The organism is Methylocaldum sp. GT1TLB (assembly GCF_051027445.1).
GTDB lineage: Bacteria > Pseudomonadota > Gammaproteobacteria > Methylococcales > Methylococcaceae > Methylocaldum.
In genome coordinates this window covers 1884374-1901960 of sequence record NZ_CP194898.1, presented here as the reverse complement: position 1 = coordinate 1901960, position 17587 = coordinate 1884374, and the positions used below count along the sequence as shown (strand labels likewise).

Genomic DNA, 17587 nt, shown 5'->3' with positions numbered 1-17587 from the left:
TCAGTGCTGACGTGCGCCTAACCCACCATCGATGGGTTTCGCTTCGCTCTACCCATCCTACAAAATGAATGCCTGATTGAAAGCGATTTGGAAGAAATTCCGGCACAAGAGGAGAATCTGTCAGAGCACTTTGAAACAGTGCAGTGCTTGACGGAAAGCGATCGTTGTCAGAATGTCAGAACAATAGCTTTTTTCCGTCCGAATCGATTCATATTCGATTATCGGAAATTCGGCGTCGAATCAGAACTGTTCACGAAACCCGGTCCACCACTCGCCGTCAGCCCGTGTCAAGAAAGCTTGACCTGCATGAACGGCAGCCGTCACCTCGCTTCTGCGGGCATGCACCAAAGCCAGCGTCGGCGCCCGGTGATAGCTGCGGCACCGGTTGCGATACAGCGGATCGATAAGCCAGGCTTCCAGCCGGCCCTGCACGGCCGTCGCGCCGCGGCGGTCGGCATCGAGCAGCAGGGATGCGAAAATTTCGTTCTCGTTACTTTCGTCCGCGACGATCTGCATCACCTCCGCGATGCGGCTGGGCGAAAGGTAATAAAGATACCAGCCGGACAGCTTACCGTTCGAATCGCGGACCTGCCGTCCGATCAGCTGACCCCGCGAGGTCACGCTCGACATCTCGTCCAGCAGCCAGGCCAGATAGGATTTGCCGTAATCGGGGTGAAGACGCCAGCGCGCCGAGAGCCTAGGCCAAGCCGCCGCCATGGCTTCCGGCGCGAGATCTTCCTCGACAAGCTTTTCGGTGGAACGTGCCGGACGCAACATGCCGTTTTTCAAGAGACTCCGTGCCGCACCGTCGAGCAGCACCGAAAGCGGTCGGGACATGCTTACGACCGGCCTGAGAGCAGGATGCTTCCGGCCGATGTATTGGCTGGCGAATGCCGCCGGCCGGAGTAACCGTATCCAGCCCAAGGAGTGCAGGTGCGCGGTCTGTCCTCCCAGTTGCTCCCACAAATAACGCCCCTGGTCGTTTGCGCCGTCGGTAATCGATAAATCCTGAGGACCGCCGAGAAAGTGCCGAAGCAAGAATACGCCGGCGCCCTTGGCCCTTGCCTCCGGAAGTGTCGCGAACGGTCCGCTGCACGCCATGCGTATCGGCCGGCCGTCGAAGATCATCCGCTGCACGCTCACTCTCAGAAATCCGCCGATTCGGCCTTGAGCATCCTCGTAGACCAGCGACGGAATCTCGGGATCGTAGCCTGGCGGATCGAGACACATGCGGCGTACATAATCGGCCAGTCGGTCCGGTGCCGCGGAGCGATCCGAGCGGAATACCCGTTCGAGGACTGCCGCTACCGCCGCGATGTCATTAGACGTGAGCGGGCGAATGGACTGGCGCCGCAGAATCCTGACTCGCGCCGGCTCAAGCGACATCGGTGAGATTCCGCCGGCTTTCGATATAAGCCGCAATTCGGCTTACCGAGCGAAATTTTTCCAGGTTCAGATCCAAGTCGTCGATCGATACCGAGATGCCGAACTCCCGCTCCAATTGAGCGATCAAGTTGACGAGCAGTAGAGAATCCAGCAATCCGGCGTCCACCAGATCGGTATCGGGCTCGGGAATTTCGATGTTGAGGCGATCGAAGAGGAGGCGCGTAACGGCTTGCATCAGTGACTCGGTGCTTTGAGGCATTTTGTTCTCCGGTGCTCATGGGCCAATAAATCGAATAGCAGACGGTCCAGGTATCGATCGCCCAACCGGTGACAGCGTCGTTGCCGCCCGATCGGTCGAAAACCGGTTTTCTCCAGAACGCGGATCGACGCGACGTTTCCCTCCACGGCCCACGCGTTAATCGCTTGCAGCCCCAAGCTGCCGAAGCCGTGGTCCAGTAACTGGCGGACTGCCTGGGTCGTATAACCGCCGGTTGCGTACGTCTTGTCGCCGAGCACGTACCATAAAGTGGCGGTTTTGAAGAAATCCGTGATGCTGCTGAGCCCGACGATGCCAATCGGCTGTTCGCTCTCCGGCGGCGCGAAAAGGCGTAAACAGTGGATGTCGCGCTGGACCATCACCTGCAACAGCATTGGCGTCAGGATTTGCACGTCGCCGCCGAAGTCCAGCCATCGATAGTTCTCTTCGGCAGCGAGCCAGTCGGCGGCGGTCGCCAACCACTTGCCGTCAAGGTTCCACAGCTGTGTCATGTTGAAAGAGGCTCCGCAAACGAGGCCGGTCGATTTTGCCGTTAGCGTTCTTGGGGAGTCGCTCCAGTGGCAGCCAATGCATCGGTAACGCATAGCCCGGGAGCAATCGAGACGCCTGCTCTCGCAAATGGGCTGCCGACACCGTTGAACCCTGCCGCGGTACGTAGGCGCAGCAGATGGCATTGCCCTCGAATCCGTCGGTCGGCATGGCTACTACGGCACATTCTTCGAGGCTCTCGATCGAATGGAATGCCGCTTCGACTTCTCCGAGCTCGATCCGGTAACCACGGCTCTTGATCTGGGTGTCGGCGCGTCCGACGAAATAGAAAAGGCCATCTTCTCCCCGTTTCGCCAAATCGCCGGTCCTGTAGATGCGATCTTCGGGATTTGCCGCGCGGGGATGGGGCAGAAACGCCGCAGCGGTCTTTTCGGGGGCTTTCCAGTAACCGGGGCTCAGACCTGCTCCCCCGATGTACAAATCGCCGATTTCGCCGGGCGGAACTTCGTTCAGTTTCGAGTCCAGCACCAGCAACTCTTCGCCGGCGCAAGCGGTGCCGATCGGAATAGGCGACAGCTCGCTCCGCGGGCATTCAGGTACGGTGTAATAACTGCTCGCTATGGTCGTTTCGGTCGGACCGTAAAGATTGGTGAACCGGACATGCGGCAGTCGCTGCATGAAATGGATGAGGGTCGGAGTGGGCAATACCTCGCCGCACCACAACATCCGTTTGAGCATGGGAAAGTCGTTCTGCGTCACGATGCCGTGCTTGGCCATAAGGTTCAGTACCGACGGGACCGAAAACCATTGGGTCAACTCGGCCGAGCGGATGAATTCGGCGAGCTTGTGGGGTAACAAATTGAGCACGGGCGGGACTATGTGCAGCTCGGCTCCCGCCGAAAGCGTGCCGTAGATGTCGAACATGGAGAGATCGAAATGCAAGGGAGTATGGCCCGATATCCGGTCGCCGGGTTCGATGCCGAAGTAACTCCGTGCCCACTCCACGAAGGCGATCACGTTACGATGAGTGATGACCACGCCCTTGGGGACGCCCGTCGAGCCGGAAGTGAATAGAATGTGGGCGATATCGAGCCCGCTGTTTTCGGCCTCCGGCGGTACGGAAGGATAGGTATCCACCTCGGTCATATCGAAGCATGTGGTGAATTTCCGTCCGTTCAAGCGATATCGCTCGATCGAGCCGATCATCATGGGACAGTCGCCGATCTCTCCAAGGATGTCATCCAAGAGTTTCACCGCCTCGGACGAGACCAGCGCTCCCCACGGCTCGGAAATTCTGATCATCGGTGCCAGGCGCGCGGGGGGGCTGGTCAGATCGATCGGAACATAAACCGCATCCGTCTTGAGCACGCCTAGCATGGCGACGACGGCAGCCGGCGATTTAGGCAGCAACAGACAAATTCGATCGCCGCGGCGGCAACCGGCTTTTAGCAAATGCCAAGCCAAGCGCGAGCTGGCTGAATCCAGTTCTCCGTAAGTCAAAGAGGAACTTCCCAGGGTAACGGCAATGGCATTCGGGCGCAGCTCGGCCTGTCGGGATACGTAATCTTGCAACAGTTCGGGCACGGTGCTTACCCCTTTAGGGATTCTAGGGCTTCGCGAAAAACGACTGCCGTATGCTCCAGTTCTTCCTCGCTGGGCGGGATATCGAGAATGAAAGTACGATAGCCGAGCCTGACGTAGCTGGCGATTTCCCGTGCCACCCGTTCGTAACAGCCCACCAGATAAGGGCAAAACGTCTGGTAATTGTGGAAGGGGCCGAGCCAATAGGGGTTATCGTCGTCCACGGGCGCTGTATGCGACGACAGCTGTTTATGCCAGTCGGAGTCCGACACTTTCATTGCGAGATGATGGGTCAGCTGCCCTTCGCGGGTTTCCGGAAAACGCTCTAAGGCGGCCCGCCATGCCTGCTCGGCCGAGGAACGTGACACGATGCCCACCCGAACGCCGCAGGGCACTCCGATATCCTTTTCTACGCCTCGCTCTTCATTTGGAGGCAAGGGGTACTTGATCGCGGTTGCGCCTATCGCGTGAGCCGCCGCCATACCGGCATCCGACGAGCCCGATATCAGGATGCCGGGCTGCAGCGAAGGCGGCAGCGACGGAGACATCTTGAGATTGTGGACGTGGTAATACTTTCCCTCGAAGCTTATGCCCGCCGGGCTCTCCAGCAGTTGCCGGATAATCGTCGTGTACTCGACCGTACGCGCGTAGCGCTGGTCATGGGGCGTATCATCGCCAAGGGCCGACAGATCGTTGCGGAAGCCGCCGGCCAGCATGTTCAAATAGACACGCCGCCCGTACAGAAATCCTAGCGTCGCGACTTTCTTCGCGGCCGTATAAGGGTGCATATAGATCGGCTGAACGGCCACCAGCGGAGCTAAGGTCGCAGTGTGTTCCAGAATGATTTGACTCACCAGCCACGGGTCCGCCAGCGAGTTGTCGGTGTAGACCAGAATGCCTCGGCATCCGATACGCTCGCTCCAGCGGGCTACCTCGATGACACGCTGTCGATAGGATTTCGGATCGCCGGTAGTGGATTGAGGGCAGGTCGAGAAAACGTCGATCGCGTCAAGACCGATGCGGCTTTCTCCGGAAAAATCGGCAGATGCACTGTTACGCTGAAGCTGCGACATAAAGCCTTCCTTGGAAATGTCGTTCCAGATCGTTGGTTAAAGCCTGCCTAGCGTGCGCAAAGCGGCCATTGTCCTTTTCGGCCGGGCAGTCGGATCGCGATTGGGCTTGACGCTTTTTCGATTCGGTGTCCGTGAATCTCTGAGTCAAGAATTGGCGTGTCGTTGCCCGATCGATACGTTCATATAAACGTCTTGTGGTCCGGTTCGCCCATTCGTACGTTTACCTATCTTGTCGGGTACGCCGTCTTCAAACGGTCAGCAAAATAGCGCTGCATGAATCGGCCCGTCATCGGCAGAATGGCGACGCCGAGGGATACGTAACCTAACCGGATTCTGCGCCATGCTTCTTGCATGCCCGAAAAATCACTCCGCTGTCGTACTCGGTCCAGGTAGAGCAGGATGGCGTCGCGTGCCCGGCCCGCATGCCCGGATGCCAGATTGTCGATGGTCTGGTGAAGTTGAATGATGGTGGGATCGATTCCGTAATGGCGGAGAATATCCGCAACCTGCATATAGCCGGCCCCGAGTCCGCTCAACTCGATGGCGAGATTGAGACCCAGCAGTTCCGGGAAATAGCGGTCCTTGAGCAGCCCGATAGCCAGCATGTAAACCGGCAATTCAAACGCGGCGTCGGTTAATCTTCGATCCTGGGCGAAGCCTTCGGTCTCGAACTCGGGAATCGCCAAGTCCAAGCTCTCCAGCAGCCGTCGATAGACATTGGCATGATTGCGTCCCGGTCTGCCGTTTCCCACCTCGTCGGCATAGATATGCAACAGATGCCGTTCGATCTCGCCGAGATTTTCGGAGGCCGTCGGAATGGCGGCCAGCCAGCAGCCGTCGACCAGAATGGACGGCGCCAGTTGCAGAATTGCCCAAAGACAAAACTCCCGCCCAATCCTGGGATTGCCGTTCAGGGGACGATAGCGCGCGGCTTCCTGCCGATAAGCGGCTTCTATCCACTCGCTGAAGGCCGCCGGATGATAATGGCGCAAAGAACGACGGATCGGTTTCAGCAAGTCCAGCCATCGGCTGCGGCCAAGAATGCGCTTCACCGCGATCGTCGCTTCGGGCGGGCAGTCGCCGGCGGATTCGGCACGGAGCAGCGCGGAGAAGAGCCGTCGGCGGCTCATGGCAGGCGGCGAGGGCTGGTGTTTTTTCGGTCCAGCCCGTGCGTTCTGTGGAGTTGGCACTGCACGGGGTTCGCTAATGGACCGGCGAGCCGTTTCGCCGGCGTCGATTGCTTCCGATTCGGCATCGGGATTTTCGATCCAGTTGAGACAGGACCGCCGTTCCTCTTCGGTGAACACGCCGAACATGGCGCCACCGAATTGCATGGCTCGAATCAGCCGGCCGGCGGCTGGACATCGGAGATCCACATAAGGCGAGGTGCGCAATGCTTCGAGCATCGCACCGGGATCGTCCTCGGCCTGTGCCAGCCATTGATCAAGGCTACGCTCTTGGAGCATCACCCGACGATGGTAGCCGACGGCGTACCGGCGCTTCGCCCTAACGATGTCGGCCATGGCGTCGGCGGCCGTCGGGCGTCGATTCCGGTCGGCGGAGAAAGCGAGCAGAAGTGATTCGAACGCATGGCGGTAGAGGTGCCAGCCGGCGCGGATACGCGCCAAGTGGCCGTATTCCCGGAGGTGGGACTCCAACGCAGCTGATGCCAAAGGGCGGACAGCGTTCGAAAATCGTTCCCGTGCCGAAATCCAAGCGGTTTCAGGGCTATCCGAGAGAGTAGCCCACCAAGCCGAATCCAAAAAGCAATGAGCAAGGGTGTAGCCCAGCAGCTCCGGAAAGAAGGTACGGGGTTTGTGCATCAGGCCGAGATGGAGGCAGGGCATGCGCAGGGCGAAATCGGGGAAACGCCGGTCGCTGAAAAAAGTAGGGCTGTAAATGGCCGGGAGCGTTATGGTCGAATTCGTCAACAAGCTCCGGAAATGTAGGGAAAGGGGCGGTGAGTCGTCCTCCAGCCCGATCGTTCGGCAGTAAATCGCAAATAGGTGACCGTGCGCGGACAAATGGCCCGTGGCCGGCTGGGATACGCGGGCCAGCCACGCGCCTTCGAGCAACGCGCTTGGACTGAGAGCCAAGAGCAACGATCGTCGTTCGGCTGGGTCGGCGACATTCGGCGCGTTAACCGGCACCCAGGTTTCGAGTTGGAAGTCGGGTCGATTTTGCTGCTCTTGAGCTTCGATCAAAGCGGCTTTCACGAACTCTTCGGCGGTTTGCAGAGTTCCTCGATCGGGAGGATCGTTCAGCAGAACCTGGCAAAGAGAGCGGAAATCCGGCGACGCGGTCATGGCTGAAGACCTGGCTTGGTGAACAGATGATCGTCGATGACCAGGGCGTCGAGGCCGGACGTGAGCAATACGCCGGCGGCGTCCTCCACGCTGTGCACGATGGGTTTGCCCATGACGTTGAAGCTGGTGTTGAGCAGGACCGGCACGCCGGTTCGTCGATGAAATTCGCCGAGCAGCGCATGAAAACGCGGATTCCAGTCTTGCTTGAGCGTTTGCAGCCGACCGGTGCCGTCGACGTGGACCACGGCGGGCACCCGGTCAAGTACGGTGGGCCTGAAGCGCAGGGTACGATCCATATAGGGGCTTTCCTGGTAGTTTTCGAAGAAATTCGGACCGTGCTCGTGCAGAACGACCGGCGCATAGGGACGGAAGCGTTCGCGGAATTTCACGTCTCGGTTGATGCGCTCGCCCATGTCCCGCGACCTGGGGTCGGCCAGAATGGAACGATTGCCCAGCGCGCGGGGGCCGAATTCGGCGCAGCCTTGAACCCAGCCCAAGATTTTTCCCTGGGCCAGAAGATCCGCGGCAGCGGTTATTACGGCTCCATCCGGCAAGTGTCGAACCGGAAGTTGTGCGTACTGAGCGAGACGTTCAATGGCGTCGCGCTTGATGCGGCTACCTAAATAGGGCGAAAGGCGGCGGGGTTCCGTCCGGCTTTCCGGATGGTCGTCGTGAAACGCCAGCAGGGCTGCGCCTAAGGCGGTTCCGTCATCGGCAGGTGCCGGCGGGACGTACAGCGATTGGAACGGCGTATGAGCCAACAGCTGACCGTTGCAGACCGAGTTGAGCGCGCATCCTCCCCCGAAAGCCAGATTATCGGACGAGGCGAGTTCGTGGAGATTGGCGATGAGCCGGTTGACGGTCTCGGTGAAGAAATGCTGGCCGGTATGGGCCAAATCCGCGACGGCCTCCGGTGCTTGATCCCTCAATCTCCGACGGGTTATCAGGCGGTTCAGGTACTCGAAGAATCGTTCGTAATCGGGAGCCAGGCGCAAACCCTCGATCCGCATCGTGCCGCGCAGCCAGCTCAAGACCTCCTCGTCGATCCGTCCGTAGGACGCGAGCCCCATGACTTTCCATTCCTCGCCGCCTATCCAATCGAAACCGCATAGCTCGGTGAGCTTCATATAGTAGAATCCCAAGCTGAGCGGGCCGCGTGCTTCGAAGAGAGGTTTCAGGCGTCCGTTGCGATAGGCGAAGAACGCCATGGAGCCTTCCTCGCCATAAGAATCGATTACCGCGCAGGCTGCCTGGTCGAAAGGACTCCCGTAACACGCCAGCGCGGCATGAGTCAGATGATGGTCGTAATGGCGGAAACGGACGGATGCGCCGGGAAAGTCGCGGCCCAATGTTCGCGCCAGGTTGAGCCCGATCCGCCGCATGGCGTGGTGCTGGCAAGCCAGCATGTGGTGGATCTGATACATTTCCAGCCACGTGGTAAGGCGGCGTCCTTTGCCGTTCAGGATGCCCCGGGGCGACAGCCAGCCGAGCATCTTCGCGAGTCTTTCGTAGATCGGCCGGGATCGGCGCCAGTTGCAAGCAATGACGAATTCATCGGCATCGCCGCAATGCTCGCTCAGAAGCTTAGGGATAAGGTATAGGTTGTCCGGCTCGCAATTCAGGGCGCGCTTGTATTGAAGGTGGCGTTCGGTAGCCTCCGCGAATAAGATCTCGCCCGCATGGTTCAGGATGGACAGCGCCGGATCGTGATAGGTCGCGCAGAGGCCAACATAATACGTTCGGGTGTCGTGTTTTTTCATCGCCGATTCCGAAAGCCTATGGACATTCTAACGAAAACTGCGGGGGTCGGGATTCCGAGAACGGTTCGTCTGCCGGATTTTCTACCGCCTTGGTGGTGCGGTTTCGGTCTCAGCCTGTTTATGCCGATCTGCATTTTCGCGTTTTTCGCAACCGGCCCCCATCCGGCGGTTCAGGCCTTGGCTTGGACATTGCCGATGGGCGCACTCTTTGCGGCCGATTGTTTCGGTCCTTCCGAGCGGCGGTCGGTGCCTGCCGACGCTCCGCGCTGGTTTTTCGACGGAATCCTGTATGCGCTAGTTCTATTGCAGATACTGAACGCCCTCGCTTTGGGACTCTTGGTCTCGCGGCTTAGATGGGCCGGCCCGCTGGAAGTTGCGAATAGCCTGGGCAATCTGTTGGCCGTCCGGATCATGGCCGGAGCCAATTTTTGCTGCGCGGCAATTTGTCCTGCCCACGAACTCATCCACAAACATCGCCGATGGCACCGGATGCTGGGACGATTTCTGTTTGCCACCGTGTTTTACGATCATTTTTCGATCGCGCACAAGCGGGCTCATCATGCCATGCTGGGCAGTGCGCTGGATCCGTCGACCGCTATTGCGGGCGAATGCTACGAGGACTTTTTTCGGCGCGTGGCGATTCAACAATGGCGGATTGCCTGGAATGCCGATCGAAGGGCTACTTTGACCGGAGCGGCCGTCGAAGCCGTTTGGCTCGCAGCATACGTCTGGCTGTTCGGGCTCTTGGCGGCTGCGGTGTTTCTGCGATGCGCCTATCTCGCCATACGGATCTTGGAATCCGTCAATTACTTCCAGCATTACGGTTTGACCCAAGCCTCCGGCCGGTCGCGTTTAGCAGCCTGGCGCAACGACTCCGCGGTCAGCCTGTTTCTGTTTCTGGGCCTCACGCGGCACGCCGACCATCATCGTCGCCCCGGGATACCTTATCCGGAACTGTGCGCACCGACCGAAGGACCCGCCATGCCTTACGGATATTGGGGCATGGCGGTGATGGTGCTGAGGCGTAACGAGAAATACCGGGCTTGGGTCGATTCGCAAGAAAACGTATAAGATGACCGAAAGGGAGCGCTCGCGATTGTTCGCCCCTACCAATGCGCCAGCAAATGGGCCAGGCCGCGGATGGTAATGGTCGGCTTCCACGACGGATGATCGATGTTCTCCAACTGTAGCTCCGGCAGCCTGCGGAGCAGGGCGTCAAGCGCCGTCTCGAGCTCGATGCGCGCGAGCCGGGCTCCCAGGCAGTAGTGCATGCCGCCCCCGAAGGACAGCGGTTTTTGCGGAAGTTCGGCGCGTTCGATCAGGAATCGCTCGGGTTCTTTGAACACGGCCGGATCGCGGTTGGCTGCACCGAGATTGATGTAGACCGTCTCTCCTTGCTTGATCGTTACCGCCCCGACGGCGACATCCTGCATGGCAACGCGAGCGGCGATATGAACGGAAGTCTCGTAACGAAGACACTCGTTCACGGCTTGCGGCAGCAATGACGGGTTTCCTCGAAGCAAATCCAACTGCTCGGGATGCCGAAATAGTGTCAATAGCGCATTGCCAATCATATTGGCCGTGGTTTCGTGCCCCGCCAGAAACAGTAGCGCCATATTGGCGATGATTTCATCCTCGCTCAACCGGTCTTCGCCTTCCTCGGCCTGAAGGAGCAAGGAAACCAGGTCATTGCCAGGATTTTTGCGACGTTCGCGGCAAATCTCGCGGAAATAGTGGTCGAATGCGTGCGAGGCCCGGTTGGCGGCGTCGATTTCATCGGCACCGATCGGACTCAATTCGAACACCTTGACCAGTGCTTGGGTGTCGGCGAGGAATCGGAGGCTGTCCTCGAGATGTATATCGAGAAGTGCGCAGATGACCCGGACTGGAAGCGGGTAAGCGAATGTCTTGACCAAATCGGCGCGGCGGCTATCGATAAAGCCGTCTATCAGGCGATGAGTTTCCCGCTGGGCCAGATAGCGCAGTTCGGGGGCCTGTTTCACGCCGAAAGCTTTGCTGACGAGCGTGCGCAGCCGAGTGTGCTCCGGAGGGTTCATCAGCAGCATGAACCGATTCACCATCTGAAAGGCCGGCTCCATGACGGCGTCCTTTCCGTAGCGGCAGGCGAGTCCCGCCAGAAAATCCTTGCCGAAGCGGGCGTCGCGGAGAATTCGGTTGGCATCCTGGTAGCGTGTCGCCAGCCAGATGCCGGGCATGAGCGGACAAATCGGTGCGTCACTGCGCAACTTGGCATAGAACGGATAAGGATCGGCAAAGAAGGCGGGGGAGTCGATATTGATGTTGAGCACGGCGGCCAATTCTGTCCAATAGGTTGTTGGAGACGGTCGAAGATACCCGATTCACGACGGATCCATAAACGGGAGATTTTTTCCGGCACAGTTCGCTCCTCGACCGGTTGCTTGCTACTTCGCCGTCACGCGGTGAAAATATCTTCTTTTAAGGATGTTCGAAATTTCCTTCCCTCATCAGGACCACACCTCGGCCGGAAGCAATAATCATGTCAGGACTTTTTGTCGATCCTCAGTTCTGGATCGGACTCGGCGAGATTATCGTCGTCAATATCATTCTCTCGGGCGACAACGCGGTGGTCATCGCTCTCGCCGCGCGTTCACTCCCGGAACAACAGCGCAATCTCGCCATAGTCTGGGGGTCGGTTGCCGCCATTTTGATGAGGGTTGTCCTCACCATAGTCGCAGTGGAAATGTTGCGGCTTCCTTATTTGAAGATCATCGGCAGCGTGCTGCTGTTCTGGATTGCCGTGCAGTTGCTATTGCCCGAGGGCGACGGCGGCGAGGGTGTCGACGGCCACGATAATCTTATCGCTGCGATCCGGACGATCTTGATTGCCGATCTGGTCATGAGCCTCGACAACGTTATCGCAGTTGCCGCGGCGGCGAAAGGCAACGTACTGCTCCTGATACTCGGTCTGGCGATCAGTATTCCCCTAGTGATTTTCGGCAGCACCGTCATTCTGCGCTTGATGGACCGATTCCCGGTAATCATTGTGCTCGGGGCCGCTTTGCTCGGTTTCGTATCGGGCGAAATGCTGGTCACCGATCCGGCGTGGCCTGGGCCGGAGGGCCATTGGCTGCATGACGTGATCCCCTTTGTCGGTGCCGTTCTGGTGGTCTTGGCCGGCAAGTGGTTGGCGCAGCGTAAAGCGACGACGGCACAGCACCGGGTAGTGGATCTCGCCGCCGAAGACGAGCAGCCGAAATCGGGCAAAACGGGCTGACGCCACCTATTCCAGGAGAATACGAATGTTAAGAGTATTGGTTCCGGTCGATGGCTCCGAAAATTCGATCCGCGCCGTCGATCACGTGCTCAAAAAGGCAGCCTGGTACAAGGAGCCGCTGGAGATCCATCTCCTTAACGTCCAGCATCCGCTGCACGGGGAGGTACGTATGTTCCTCGATGCCGAACAGATCCGCGCTTTTCATCATGACGAGGGAACCAAGGCCCTGGAGTCGGCTCGTAAGATCTTGGATGGAGCCGGGCTTCCCTACATCGTTCATATCGGTGTCGGCAATCCGGCCGAGGTGATCGTACAGTACGCCAAAGAGAAGGCGTGCGATCAGATCGTCATGAGCGCCCGCGGCCTTGGTTCGGTCGCGGCTCTGCTCATGGGGTCGGTAGCGACCAAGGTCATCCATCTGAGCGAAGTGCCGGTGTTGCTTGTGAAGTAACCCCGTAGATGCGTGATCGCTCCGCCGCGTCATAATATGGATTGTGCGCGGCATGAACGGGTGCGGGCGCTCGTGACGTTCTCGCCTATCCAGGTTTCAAAGTGACTTGACGATCAGCCCGTTAGACTACGGGGCGACGGGGCTTGCAACCGAACGCGTCGGATTGCAAACCCCGTTATTTCATTTTGTCGATATCGAGTACTATCCGGCCGCTACGTTAAAACCGGTATTCCACGCCACCGAAGAAAGCCCGTCCATCGCCCGGATAAAACTGCGCCGCATCGCGTCCGTCGGCATTGGCGATGACGCCAGTGGTTGCCGCATATTTTTCGTCGGTCAGGTTCTTCGCCTCGAAGTAGGCGGAAAATCCTTGTTTGGTCCTATAACCAGCGCGAAAACCCATGATAGCGTAGGCATCGGCGGACAGCGTATTGGCCAGGTCGACCGGAATTCGGGTCGCGGACCACTCCACGTTGGGACCCGCGTAGAAGCCGGACGGATGCTCATAGCGGAGTTCCGCTCGCAAGTAGTGTTCCGGAATGCCTGGCAGGCGGTTGTTGCCGTAGGTCGGGTCGTTGTCGAAGCGGAAATCGTTCCACATGTAAGCCTGACGCAGAACGATGTTTTCTATGGGGCGGACCTCGAAACCGAGTTCGATACCTTGGTGTATGGTCGTGGAGTCGGCGTTTCGGGTGATCGTCGCCGTTCCGCTCGGATCCGCCGGATCACGCAGCTGCAGCAATTCGTTCTCGATCCACGCATGGTAGTAGGACAGGTCCCAGTTGACCATGCCCTCCTGTCCGCGCGTCCCGATTTCTACGGTGCTGCCGCGTTGAGCCGAAAGCTGAAGCGGGGTATTGCCATATTGAAGGGTTAGTTCGCCGAATGACGGGGGCTCGAAGCTGCGGCTGAAATTCACATAAGCTTGGCTATTGGCCGTGAATTCCCAGCGCGCGCCGATTTTCGGGCTGACCCCGAAGAAATCCTGGTGGTCGCTTTGATCGCCATTGCTCAGGAAGCGATCGGTATATTCGCGTGAGGCATAGGACAGTTGAAGGCCGGTAACCAGGGCCAATTGATGCAAGATATAGTGTTGGTTTTCGCCGTAGAGATCGATGTTGATGGCGTCTTGCGTACTCTTGGCCCTTCTGGCGCCGCGGTGGCCGCCGACGTTGACGAAACGGTCGTCCTGGGTTCGGCCGCCGGTCGGATATAGACCCAGGATGAAAATATTCTTGCGGCCGAACAAATCGTTTTCATTGGTATAACGAATGTTCATGCCGTAATCGTCGGAAACCTGGTCAAGAACCTGAAAAATAGGGTGATAAAGATCCTTGTAAGACCAGAAGCTGCTGATGTCGATGCGCTGCTTGTCGTCCCATCGCCAGGTAGTGGTATTGCCGAGCCGCATCAGCCTGAAGTCGCGCTTCTGCTGGCCTCTGAGGCTGCTTGGATTGGCCTGGGTCGGATCGTCTTCCAGTTGCGCTTTGGTTAAGCTTCCTGGTAGGTTCGATTGGGTGTTGACATAAGTGACGTAGAAGCGCGTTTCCAGGTTCTCATTGAAGCGATAGCCGAAATTGCTGAAGATGCGCTCGTTCTCCTGCTCGCTCCAGTTGCGAAAACCGTTGGTAGAAAAGAAGGTTCCGGAGATATAGTAATCAGCATCGCCGATCACTTGCCCTGAGCTCACCTGGGCACGGTAAGTGTCGAAGCTGCCGGATTCGAAGCGTAGCTGTAGAGGCGACGCGGTGTATCCGGCCCGGCTCACGAAGTTGATCGCTCCGCCAAGGGTGGTAGAGCCGTACATGAGTGCGTTAGCGCCGCGGTAAACTTCCACGTATTCGGCAGCCAGAGGCTCTACTGCCTGCATGTCGAAGCCTCCGTCGGCGAGGTTTAGCGGAACTCCGTCCTGAAGGAGTTTGATGCCGCGGCCGTGAAAGGTGCGTTGAATGCCGGAGCCTCGGATCGAGACCCGCGATTCCTCGGCACCGAATCGCGGTTGCACGTACACGCCGGGAGAGTAGTCGAGAACATCCTTGAGATTGGCGGCACGGCCCTTCTGATAGCTTTCCGCATCGATAATATCGACGCCTCCGGGAACCCGGTTAATCTGCTCGCGCGCGGTTTCGATATTAGGTACGGTGAGAGCTTGAGGTGCCGTATCGGCTTCGCCGGTAATCGTTAAAGTTGGTAACTGAGTGGGCTTGGTGTCATGATCGGCCCATGCTTTTCCCCCGATGGTTGCTCCGCTGCATAAGAGTGCGAGAGTCATCTTTAAATAGTGATTGCTCATCATTTTCGGACTTGTTGTTTTAGTTTTTTGAGACGGCTGTTAGCGTAAGCACTATTTGAGCCAGTCCGTCTTCAGGCCGAGAACTGGAGGATAGTTTGTCGGAAAGGTCGATCGGGGTGTGTGAAATCACGCATTCCTGGTCGGCGAAGTGAGGCAAATGACATGCTTGGGGTGGCGCGATAAGGGTTGGAAGTGCTCTGGCAATTTCTTGTTTTTTGCGCCCATGGCTGTCGTTGATGGAGATTGCAGGCCGATGTCGGTGACATTATTAACCCGGCCTATAAATATAGGCCGGGTTAATCCGGGGCAGGGATGCCCCGGCGCGGCGGCAAGCCGCGTGAGCCCAGGCCGGGCGTGTACCGGCTTGGGCGGCGGCCCGAAATACCAGGAGGGTATTAACGGGCCTGATTAATAATTGGTCAGCCAAAAAATTTCTTGCAGTACCCGCTTTGGGGTAGGGCATTTGCCGCATCGAGGTTTTGATGATGGGTGCGGCGGCGCTGCATCGGTGTAATGAATTTCTCACGCCGGTATTCGCGTGCGGTGCCGATGGTTGCGAGAGCTCGGGCAGTTCTCGGCAGAAAAATTGCAGAATGAACCTTCTCGAATATGCGCAGTCGAAAAGTCAGTGAAGAGGGAGGTAGATGTAGGCTTCTACGATTGTCCTTGCCCGTTTGAAGCATTTACACCGGGCGATATCCTGATAGTATTTGTAAACTATTTCAAAAAAATGGTCGGATTTATCCGACGAGGAAGTTAGACCGTGAATGACATGTTGAAGAACATAATTCTGTGGGTAGTCATCGCCGTCGTTTTGATGTCGGTTTTCAATAATTTTGGCTCCCGAAAGTCGGTCGATTCGACTATGTCGTATTCGCAGTTCATCTCGGCGGTGAACGAGGGGCAGATTAAGCAGGTGACTATCGACGGGCAAATGATCCGGGGCATGCTCGGGACCGGCGAGAAGTTCACTACTTACAGTCCTGGCGACGACCACTTGGTTGACGACCTGCTGAAGAACCATGTCGAGATCAAGGCTCAGCCGCCAGAATCTCAATCATTATTGATGCAGATCTTTATTTCGTGGTTCCCGATGTTGCTGCTGATTGCTGTGTGGATTTTCTTCATGCGGCAAATGCAAGGCGGTACCGGAGGAAGGGGGGCCATGTCCTTCGGTAAGAGCCGAGCTCGGCTGATCGAAGAAGATCAAGTCAAGGTGACGTTTGCCGACGTAGCGGGCGTTGAAGAGGCCAAGGAAGACGTTCAGGAGATGGTCGATTTCCTCAAGGATCCGAGCAAGTTTCAGAAGCTGGGCGGCAAGATTCCGCGCGGGGCTCTGATGGTCGGTCCGCCAGGGACCGGTAAGACTTTGCTGGCCCGAGCGATCGCCGGAGAGGCTAAGGTTCCGTTCTTTTCCATCTCGGGCTCGGATTTTGTCGAGATGTTTGTGGGCGTGGGTGCGTCCCGCGTGCGCGATATGTTCGAGACGGCGAAGAAAAATGCGCCGTGCATCATCTTCATTGACGAGATCGATGCGGTAGGCCGCCATCGTGGTGCCGGTTTAGGCGGTGGCCACGACGAGCGCGAGCAGACGCTCAATCAGTTGCTCGTCGAAATGGACGGTTTCGAAGGAAACGAAGGTATTATCGTCATCGCGGCAACCAACCGCCCCGATGTTCTGGATCCGGCGCTCTTGCGTCCTGGGCGCTTTGACCGTCAGATCGTCGTTGGACTACCTGACGTTCGTGGTCGCGAGCAAATCTTGAAGGTGCACATGAAGCGAGTGCCGATTGCCGACAACGTGGAAGTCGAATATCTGGCACGCGGCACCCCTGGATTTTCCGGCGCTGATTTGGCCAACTTGGTCAACGAGGCGGCTTTGTTCGCCGCCCGCAAGAATAAGCGCAGCGTCGACATGGAGGACTTCGAGAAAGCCAAGGATAAGATTCTTATGGGCGTAGAGCGCAAATCCATGGTAATGACCGACGAGGAGAAGCAGCTCACCGCTTATCACGAGGCAGGTCATGCGATTGTGGGACGGCTGGTTCCGGAACACGATCCGGTGTACAAGGTCAGCATCATGCCGCGCGGCCGGGCGCTGGGAATTACTATGTTTTTGCCGGAGCGTGACCAGTACAGTGCGAGCAAGCAGAAACTGGAAAGCCAGATTTCGAGTTTGTTCGGAGGACGTATAGCGGAAGAGCTCATTTTCGGCAAAGAAAAAGTGACGACCGGCGCTCAGAACGATATCGAGCGGGCTACCAATCTCGCGCGCAGCATGGTTACCCGATGGGGGCTCTCGGAACGTTTAGGGCCGTTGGCGTATAGCGAAGAAGAAGGCGAAGTATTCTTGGGACGCTCCGTCACCAAGCATAAAATGGTCTCCGAGGAGACGGCGCATCTGATCGATGAGGAAATTCGCTCGGTAATCGATCGCAACTATGAGCGTTCGGAGCGCTTGTTGCGAGAAAACATGGAAAAATTACATCTGATGGCTGAAGCCTTGATCAAGTACGAGACAATCGATCGTTTCCAAATCGACGACATTATGGAAGGCAAGGTTCCGCGTCCGCCGCAAAGCTGGGGCGAGGCGCCTCCGAGCGGTGGTGCTGCGGCGGGTTTGGGTGCTAAAGAGACTCCCAAGGCAAAAGGAGCTGGAGGCATCGGTAAAGCAGCGGAACAGCACTGATTCTGTTTGGTAGGCTTATTGAGACC

13 protein-coding genes are annotated in these 17587 nt (G+C 57.8%); 4 read left to right on the top strand and 9 right to left on the bottom strand.

Features of this window, described 5'->3' with window-relative positions; translation table 11 throughout:
* Positions 1 to 240: 240 nt before the first annotated feature.
* From ACR2R1_RS08200 to ACR2R1_RS08170, 7 genes are all read right to left on the bottom strand, one after another.
* Positions 241 to 1386: a hypothetical protein gene (locus tag ACR2R1_RS08200; protein ID WP_434113508.1), complete on the bottom strand. Its 1146-nt coding sequence runs from the start codon at positions 1384 to 1386 to the stop codon at positions 241 to 243.
* On the bottom strand, positions 1376 to 1645 hold the full coding sequence (locus tag ACR2R1_RS08195; RefSeq protein ID WP_077730566.1) for a phosphopantetheine-binding protein: 270 nt from the start codon (positions 1643 to 1645) through the stop codon (positions 1376 to 1378). The genes ACR2R1_RS08200 and ACR2R1_RS08195 overlap by 11 nt, the downstream gene beginning before the upstream one ends.
* Positions 1621 to 2154 (bottom strand): GNAT family N-acetyltransferase, encoded by a 534-nt coding sequence (locus ACR2R1_RS08190; RefSeq protein ID WP_133718148.1) that lies wholly within the window; start codon positions 2152 to 2154, stop codon positions 1621 to 1623. Before ACR2R1_RS08190 ends, ACR2R1_RS08195 begins: the two co-directional genes overlap by 25 nt.
* Positions 2132 to 3736, bottom strand: a complete 1605-nt coding sequence (locus ACR2R1_RS08185) for an amino acid adenylation domain-containing protein (RefSeq protein WP_434113506.1) — start codon at positions 3734 to 3736, stop codon at positions 2132 to 2134. The genes ACR2R1_RS08190 and ACR2R1_RS08185 overlap by 23 nt, the downstream gene beginning before the upstream one ends.
* 5 nt (positions 3737 to 3741) lie before the next feature.
* A complete protein-coding gene (locus ACR2R1_RS08180; protein ID WP_156879774.1) occupies positions 3742 to 4806 on the bottom strand; it encodes an LLM class flavin-dependent oxidoreductase in 1065 nt (354 codons plus the stop codon).
* A 224-nt stretch (positions 4807 to 5030) separates the two neighbouring features.
* Positions 5031 to 7112, bottom strand: a complete 2082-nt coding sequence (locus ACR2R1_RS08175; RefSeq protein WP_434113503.1) for an iron-containing redox enzyme family protein — start codon at positions 7110 to 7112, stop codon at positions 5031 to 5033.
* A complete protein-coding gene (locus tag ACR2R1_RS08170) occupies positions 7109 to 8872 on the bottom strand; it encodes a carbamoyltransferase family protein (RefSeq protein ID WP_434113501.1) in 1764 nt (587 codons plus the stop codon). Before ACR2R1_RS08170 ends, ACR2R1_RS08175 begins: the two co-directional genes overlap by 4 nt.
* An 18-nt stretch (positions 8873 to 8890) precedes the next feature.
* On the opposite strand from ACR2R1_RS08170, the gene ACR2R1_RS08165 reads away from it, so the two are divergent.
* Entirely contained in the window at positions 8891 to 9943 is a 1053-nt protein-coding gene (locus ACR2R1_RS08165; protein ID WP_168183804.1) for a fatty acid desaturase, read from the top strand.
* Positions 9944 to 9978: 35 nt separating this feature from the next.
* Here ACR2R1_RS08165 and ACR2R1_RS08160 read toward each other — a convergent pair whose 3' ends face one another.
* Positions 9979 to 11181: a cytochrome P450 gene (locus ACR2R1_RS08160; protein WP_434113497.1), complete on the bottom strand. Its 1203-nt coding sequence runs from the start codon at positions 11179 to 11181 to the stop codon at positions 9979 to 9981.
* Between the two features lie 209 nt (positions 11182 to 11390).
* Between ACR2R1_RS08160 and ACR2R1_RS08155 the strand changes: the two genes are divergently transcribed.
* Complete coding sequence (locus tag ACR2R1_RS08155; protein WP_434113494.1) at positions 11391 to 12128, top strand: TerC family protein; 738 nt, start codon at positions 11391 to 11393, stop codon at positions 12126 to 12128.
* 25 nt (positions 12129 to 12153) lie between these two features.
* A complete protein-coding gene (locus ACR2R1_RS08150) occupies positions 12154 to 12579 on the top strand; it encodes a universal stress protein (protein ID WP_156879778.1) in 426 nt (141 codons plus the stop codon).
* Between the two features lie 217 nt (positions 12580 to 12796).
* Here the strand turns inward: ACR2R1_RS08150 and ACR2R1_RS08145 are convergent, their stop codons facing one another.
* Positions 12797 to 14875, bottom strand: coding sequence for a TonB-dependent receptor family protein (locus ACR2R1_RS08145; RefSeq protein WP_434113492.1), 2079 nt, complete (start codon positions 14873 to 14875; stop codon positions 12797 to 12799).
* A 769-nt stretch (positions 14876 to 15644) separates the two neighbouring features.
* Between ACR2R1_RS08145 and ftsH the strand changes: the two genes are divergently transcribed.
* Positions 15645 to 17561: an ATP-dependent zinc metalloprotease FtsH gene (ftsH, locus tag ACR2R1_RS08140; protein ID WP_156879779.1), complete on the top strand. Its 1917-nt coding sequence runs from the start codon at positions 15645 to 15647 to the stop codon at positions 17559 to 17561.
* Positions 17562 to 17587: the final 26 nt, after the last annotated feature.

What these genes read in the sequence shown, in the direction of transcription:
- ACR2R1_RS08200 (WP_434113508.1), bottom strand. Translation starts at nt 1,386, where the DNA reads ATGTCGCTTGAGCCGGCGCGAGTCAGGATTCTGCGGCGCCAGTCCATT.
- ACR2R1_RS08195 (WP_077730566.1), bottom strand. Translation starts at nt 1,645, where the DNA reads ATGCCTCAAAGCACCGAGTCACTGATGCAAGCCGTTACGCGCCTCCTC.
- ACR2R1_RS08190 (WP_133718148.1), bottom strand. Translation starts at nt 2,154, where the DNA reads ATGACACAGCTGTGGAACCTTGACGGCAAGTGGTTGGCGACCGCCGCC.
- ACR2R1_RS08180 (WP_156879774.1), bottom strand. Translation starts at nt 4,806, where the DNA reads ATGTCGCAGCTTCAGCGTAACAGTGCATCTGCCGATTTTTCCGGAGAA.
- ACR2R1_RS08175 (WP_434113503.1), bottom strand. Translation starts at nt 7,112, where the DNA reads ATGACCGCGTCGCCGGATTTCCGCTCTCTTTGCCAGGTTCTGCTGAAC.
- ACR2R1_RS08170 (WP_434113501.1), bottom strand. Translation starts at nt 8,872, where the DNA reads ATGAAAAAACACGACACCCGAACGTATTATGTTGGCCTCTGCGCGACC.
- ACR2R1_RS08165 (WP_168183804.1), top strand. Translation starts at nt 8,891, where the DNA reads ATGGACATTCTAACGAAAACTGCGGGGGTCGGGATTCCGAGAACGGTT.
- ACR2R1_RS08155 (WP_434113494.1), top strand. Translation starts at nt 11,391, where the DNA reads ATGTCAGGACTTTTTGTCGATCCTCAGTTCTGGATCGGACTCGGCGAG.
- ACR2R1_RS08150 (WP_156879778.1), top strand. Translation starts at nt 12,154, where the DNA reads ATGTTAAGAGTATTGGTTCCGGTCGATGGCTCCGAAAATTCGATCCGC.
- ACR2R1_RS08145 (WP_434113492.1), bottom strand. Translation starts at nt 14,875, where the DNA reads ATGATGAGCAATCACTATTTAAAGATGACTCTCGCACTCTTATGCAGC.
- ftsH (WP_156879779.1), top strand. Translation starts at nt 15,645, where the DNA reads ATGTTGAAGAACATAATTCTGTGGGTAGTCATCGCCGTCGTTTTGATG.